Here is a 5573-nt window from a genome sequence, read left to right as displayed (position 1 = left end):
GATGTCCTCGCGGGTGTAACGGAGTTGAAGGCGGCGGATGTCGTCCAGCCGGCGTTGTGGGCGGTGATGGTGTCGCTGGCGGCGGTCTGGGAGGCTGCCGGTGTCAAGCCTGCTGCGGTGGTGGGGCATTCGCAGGGTGAGATCGCGGCGGCGACGGTGGCCGGGATGCTGTCGCTGGAGGACGGTGCCCGGGTGGTGGCGCTGCGCTCTCAGTCGTTGAAGGTCCTGGCGGGGCTCGGCGGGATGCTCTCGGTGAGCCGGAGCGCCGCGGTGGTCGAGGAGCGGATCGCCCGGTTCGGTGAGCGGCTGTCGCTGGCGGCGGTCAACGGGCCGTCGGCGGTGGTGGTTTCGGGTGAGCCGGAGGCGCTGGAGGAGTTGAAGGCGGAGTTCGAGGCGGAGGGTGTCCGGGCCCGCCTTGTCGCGGTGGACTACGCCTCGCACTCGGCGCAGGTGGACCGCCTCGAAGCGGAGATCACCGAGGTCCTGGCCGGTATCGCGCCGCGACCGGGCCGGATCCCGATGGTTTCGGCGATGACCGGGGAGACGCTGACCGGTGAGGAGCTGGATGCCGCCTACTGGTACGGCAGCCTGCGCGCCACGGTGCACTTCGACCGCGCGGTGCGCACGCTCGCCGGTCAGGGGCACCAGGTCTTCGTCGAGGTGACTCCGCACCCGGTGCTGCTGGGCGCGATGAACGACACGCTCGAAGAGGTCGCGCTGGACTCCGCCGCGCTGCCGGCGGCCGTCTGCGGCACGCTGCGCCGCGACGACGGCGGTGCCCAGCGCCTGCTGGCCTCACTCGCCGAGGCCTTCGTCAACGGTGCCCCCGTGGACTGGCGCACGGTGCTCCCGGCCGCCGAGTCGGTGGAGCTGCCCACCTACGCCTTCCAGCACGAGCAGTTCTGGCCGCCGGCTGCGGCGCCGTCCCTCGGTGGGGACGCGGTCTCGCTCGGCCTGGGCGCGGTCGGTCACCCGCTGCTGGGCGCGGCCGTCGAGCTGGCCGGTGGCGCGGGGCTGGTCTGCACCGGGCGGCTGTCGCTGCGGACGCACCCCTGGCTGGCCGACCACGTGGTCGGCGGGGTCGCGCTCCTGCCGGGGACCGGCTTCGTCGAGATGGTGGTCCGGGCCGGTGACCAGGTGGGGTGCGGCCTGCTGGAGGAACTGACCCTCCAGGCGCCGCTGATCTTCCCGGCGGACGGCTCCGGTGTGCAGGTCCAGGTCGTGGTGGCCGCCGCCGATGCGGACGGCCGTCGGACCGTCGAGGTGTTCTCCCGCCCGGACGCCGCCGACGCGCAGCAGGCGTGGCTCCAGCACGCGAGCGGTCTGGTCGCCCACGCCGGTGAACCCGCGCTCGCCGAGGAGGACTTCGAGGTCTGGCCTCCGCGCGGGGCCACAGCGGTGGACGTCAGCGGTATGTACGAGGCGCTGGCCGGGACGCCCTACGGCTACGGCCCGGCGTTCCGGGGGCTGCGCGCGGTGTGGCGCCGGGGCGACGAGGTATTCGCCGAGGTGGCGCTACCCGAGGGCGTGGCCGCGGATGCGGGTGCGTTCGGTCTGCACCCGGCGCTCCTGGACGGCGTGTTGCACGCCAGCGCCCTGGTCGGCGGTTCCGAGGAGGGCGAGCCCGGGCAGGTGCGGCTGCCGTTCGCGTGGACGGGTGTCGAGCTGCACGCGGCGGGTGCGTCCGTGCTGCGGGCCCGGCTGCGCCGGGACGCGCAGGGCAGTCTGGTGCTGACGGCGGCGGATGCCACCGGTGCGCCGGTGGTCTCCGTCGAGTCGCTGATCACCCGCCCGGTGTCGGCCGACCAACTGAACTCCGCTGCCTCGACGGTGGCGGATGCCCTGTTCACCGTCGAGTGGGCACCGATCGCCGCTGCCGAGGCTCCGGCCGGGGCGTGGGCGCTGATCGGCGCCGACCGCTTCGGTCTGGCCGAGGCCCTGGACGCGGCCGGTGTACCGGTCCGGGCCTTCACGGACCTGGCCGGTCTGGCCGCCGCCACCGAGGCGGGGGAGATCGAGCCCGCCCTGGTGCTGGCCTGCGCCGGTGACCAGGGCAGTGACGACCCGGCGCGGGCGGCCGCGCGCGTGACCGGCGAGGTACTCGGCCTGGCCCAGGCCTGGCTGGCCGAGGAGCGTCTGGCCGAGGCCCGGTTGGTGGTCGTCACCCGGGGAGCCGTCGCTGCCGCGGCCGGGGAGCGGATCGCCGATCTGCCCGCCGCCGCCGTCTGGGGCCTGCTGCGCTCGGCGCAGTCGGAGAACCCCGGCCGACTCGTCCTGGTCGACCTGCCCGCCGGTGAGTCCGGTGCGCCCGCCACGGTGCTGCCGTCGGCGGTGGGCAGCGGTGAGTCCGAGCTGGTCGTCCGCGCCGACCAGGCCCACGGGCGGCGTCTGGCGCGCCCGGCGGGCGAGCTGGCGGTGCCCGAGGGCTCGTGGCGGCTGGAGCCGGACGCCGGCGGGTCACTGGAGGGGCTGACACCGGCGCCGGCGTCGCAGACGGGCGCCCCGCTGGAGACCGGACAGGTCCGGGTGGCGGTCCACGCGGCCGGGCTGAACTTCCGCGACGTGCTGATCGGCCTGGGGATGTACCCGGGCGGCGGTGTGATGGGCAGTGAGCTCGCGGGTACGGTGCTCGACCTCGGCCCCGAGGTGACCGGCCTCGCGGTCGGCGACCGGGTGATGGGCGTCGCCGCAGGCGGGTTCGGGCCGGTGGCGGTCACGGACGCCCGGCAGTTGGTGCGGATCCCGGAGGGCTGGACCTTCGCCGAGGCCGCGTCGGTGCCCGTGGCGTTCATGACGGCCTGGTACGCCCTGGTTGAACTGGCCCAGGCCGAGGCCGGCCGGCGGGTGCTCGTGCACGCGGGCGCCGGTGGCGTCGGCATGGCGGCGGTGCAGCTCGCCCGGCACCTGGGCCTGGAGGTGTTCGCGACGGCGAGTCCGGCGAAGTGGCCGGTGCTGGCCGCGATGGGCCTGGACGAAGCGCACATCTCCTCGTCCCGCGATGCCGGGTTCGAGGCGGAGTTCCTCGCCGCGACCGGCGGCGCGGGCGTGGACATCGTGGTGAACTCCCTGGCGGGCGAGCTGACGGACGCCTCGCTGCGGCTGCTGCCGCGCGGTGGGGCCTTCGTCGAGATGGGCCGTACCGACCTCCGTGACGCGGAGGCCCTGGCGGCGCAGTACCCGGGGGTCTTCTACCGGCCGTTCGATCTCGGCGAGGCCGGGCCCGAGCGGATGGGCGCGATGCTCGGCCGGATCGTCGACCTGATGGCGGCGGGCGAGCTGACGCGGCTCCCGGTCCGGGCCTGGGACATCCGGCGGGCGCGTGAGGCGTTCCGCTTCATGCAGCAGGCGCGCCACACCGGCAAGCTGGTCCTGACCGTCCCCGCCGAACTGCGCGCCCCCCGCACATCCGGGCGGACGGCGCTGGTGACGGGTGGCACGGGCACGCTGGGCGGTCTGGTCGCGCGGCATCTGGTGACCGCGGCCCAGGCGGACGGTCTGGTGCTGACCAGCCGTTCCGGCCCGGCTGCCGCCGGGGTGGCCGTGCTGGCGGCGGAGTTGGCGCGGTCGGGTGCGTCGGTGGACGTGGTCGCCTGTGACACGGCGGACCGTGAGGCGCTGGCCGCGCTGCTGGCGGCGATTCCGGCGGGGCGTCCGCTGCGGAGCGTGATCCACACCGCCGGTGTCCTGGACGACGGGATCATCGCCTCGCTGACGCCCGAGCGGGTGGCGGCGGTGATGCGGCCGAAGGCCGACGGTGCCTGGCACCTGCACGAGCTCACCCGGGGTCTGGACCTGGACCGGTTCGTGCTGTTCTCCTCGGCCGCGGCGACGTTCGGTGTTCCGGGTCAGGGCAACTACGTGGCGGCCAACGCGTTCCTGGACGCGCTGGCGGCCGACCGGCGGGCGGCCGGACTGCCCGCCACCTCGCTCGCCTGGGGCCTCTGGGCGGAGGTCAGCGGCCTGACCGGGCAGCTCTCGGACTCCGACCGGGCCCGCCTGACCCGCGGTGGCGCCGTGGCACTGAGCGCGGCCGAGGGCCTGGCCCTGCTGGACCAGGGGACCGCCCGCTCCGAGGCGCTGCTGGTGGCGACCCGGCTGGACCTCGCCGGGCTGCGCGCGCAGGCCGCGCGGAGCGCGGAGGTCCCGCCGCTCTGGCGGACCCTGGTCACGGCCGGGACCGGCCGGCGGACCGCCGCCTCGGGCGGCGTCGGCGCGGACTCGCTGCAACGGCAGCTGGCCGGCCTCTCCGAACAGGAGCGCACCCGGCTGCTCGTCGACCTGGTCCGGACCCACGTGGCGGCCGTGCTGGGGCACAGCTCCGCCGAGGCGGTCGAGCCGGGCCGGGCCTTCACCGACCTGGGCTTCGACTCGCTCACCGCGGTCGAGCTGCGCAACCGCCTGGGCACCGCGACCGGCCAGCGGCTGCCGGCCACCCTGGTCTTCGACTATCCCAACCCGGTCGCGCTGGCCGGCCACCTGCGGGCCCGGCTGCTCGGTGACGCCGAGCAGCCCGTGGACCTCCTGCCGGTCCGTCCGGCGGAGGCGGGAGCCGACGAGCCGATCGCGATCGTCGGGATGGCCTGCCGGCTCCCCGGCGACGTGAACGACCCCGACGGGTTCTGGCAGCTGCTCACCACCGGGGCGGACGCGATCTCCCGCTTCCCGGACGACCGCGGCTGGAACGTGGAGGGCCTCTACGACCCGGACCCCGAGAGCGTCGGCACCTCCTACACCCAGGAGGGCGGCTTCGTCGCGGACGCCGGCGGCTTCGACGCCGGGTTCTTCGGGATCTCGCCGCGTGAGGCGCTGGCGATGGACCCGCAGCAGCGCCAGCTGCTGGAGACGTCCTGGGAGGCGCTGGAGCGGGCCGGGATCGACCCCGCGACGCTGCGCGGCAGCCAGACCGGCGTCTTCGTCGGCGGGTTCGCGTCGGCCTACGGGCTCGGACTGGCGACCGGCGGCGAGGGAGCCGAAGGGCACCTGACGACCGGCTTCGCGACGAGCGTGATGTCCGGCCGGGTGTCCTACACGCTGGGCCTGGAGGGCCCGGCGGTGACCATCGACACCGCGTGCTCGTCCTCGCTAGTGGCGCTGCACATGGCCACCCAGGCGATCCGCTCCGGGGAGTGCTCGATGGCGCTCGCCGGCGGGGCCACCGTGATGGCGACCCCCGACGGCATCGTCGGGTTCAGCCAGCAGCGCGGTCTCGCGGTGGACGGCCGCTGCAAGGCCTTCTCGGCAGACGCGGACGGCATGGGCTTCGCCGAGGGCGCCGGCATGGTGGTCCTGGAGCGGCTGTCGGACGCGCGGCGCAACGGGCACCGGGTGCTCGCCGTGGTGCGCGGCTCGGCGGTGAACCAGGACGGTGCGTCGAACGGTCTGACGGCGCCGAACGGTCCGTCCCAGCAGCGGGTGATCCGCGCGGCGCTGGCGAACGCCGGCCTCACGGCCGCCGATGTGGACGTGGTGGAGGCGCATGGGACGGGGACCAAGCTGGGTGACCCGATCGAGGCGCAGGCGCTGCTGGCGACCTACGGTCAGGATCGTGGTGCCCGGAAGCCGCTGTGGCTGGG

The 5573-nt window shown here is 75.3% G+C and carries 1 protein-coding gene; it reads left to right on the top strand.

All coding sequences use genetic code 11. From position 1 onward, the window contains the following. Positions 1 to 66: 66 nt before the first annotated feature. Positions 67 to 5573: SDR family NAD(P)-dependent oxidoreductase (locus ABT263_RS38365; protein ID WP_352298494.1), on the top strand; the 5507-nt coding region annotated here is incomplete at its 3' end.

This window comes from Kitasatospora sp. NPDC001603 (genome assembly GCF_040298365.1).
GTDB lineage: Bacteria > Actinomycetota > Actinomycetes > Streptomycetales > Streptomycetaceae > Kitasatospora.
This window is presented reverse-complemented; position numbering and strand designations above follow the sequence as displayed.